Below are 319 nucleotides of genomic sequence, written 5' to 3' on the forward strand. Positions count from 1 at the left end.
TACCGCCTGAACGTCGTGCACCTGCGCCTGCCGGCCCTTCGCGAGCGCCCGGGCGGCATCCTCGAACTCGCCGGCCACTTCGCCCGCAAGTACGCCGAGGTGAACGGGCTGCCGGTGCGGGCGCTGAGCCGCGGGGCGCAGGCCCTCATCACCAGGAGCCCCTGGCGCGGCAACGTGCGCGAACTCGAGAACACCCTTCATCGGGCGGTGCTGCTCGCCGCCGGTCCGGAGACCGGGCCCGAGGCCGTGATGACGCCGGAGGGTGAGTCTTTCCCGGCCGCACCGGCTGGCCCGGCGGCGCGGGCCGCCGAGGTCGCCG

General features: G+C 75.5%; 1 pseudogene. It reads left to right on the forward strand.

Features of this window, described 5'->3' with window-relative positions:
• Nucleotides 1-319, forward strand: a pseudogene (locus ACLBXP_RS25485) (sigma-54-dependent Fis family transcriptional regulator); the annotation flags it as partial.

The organism is Methylobacterium sp. A54F (assembly GCF_053346035.1).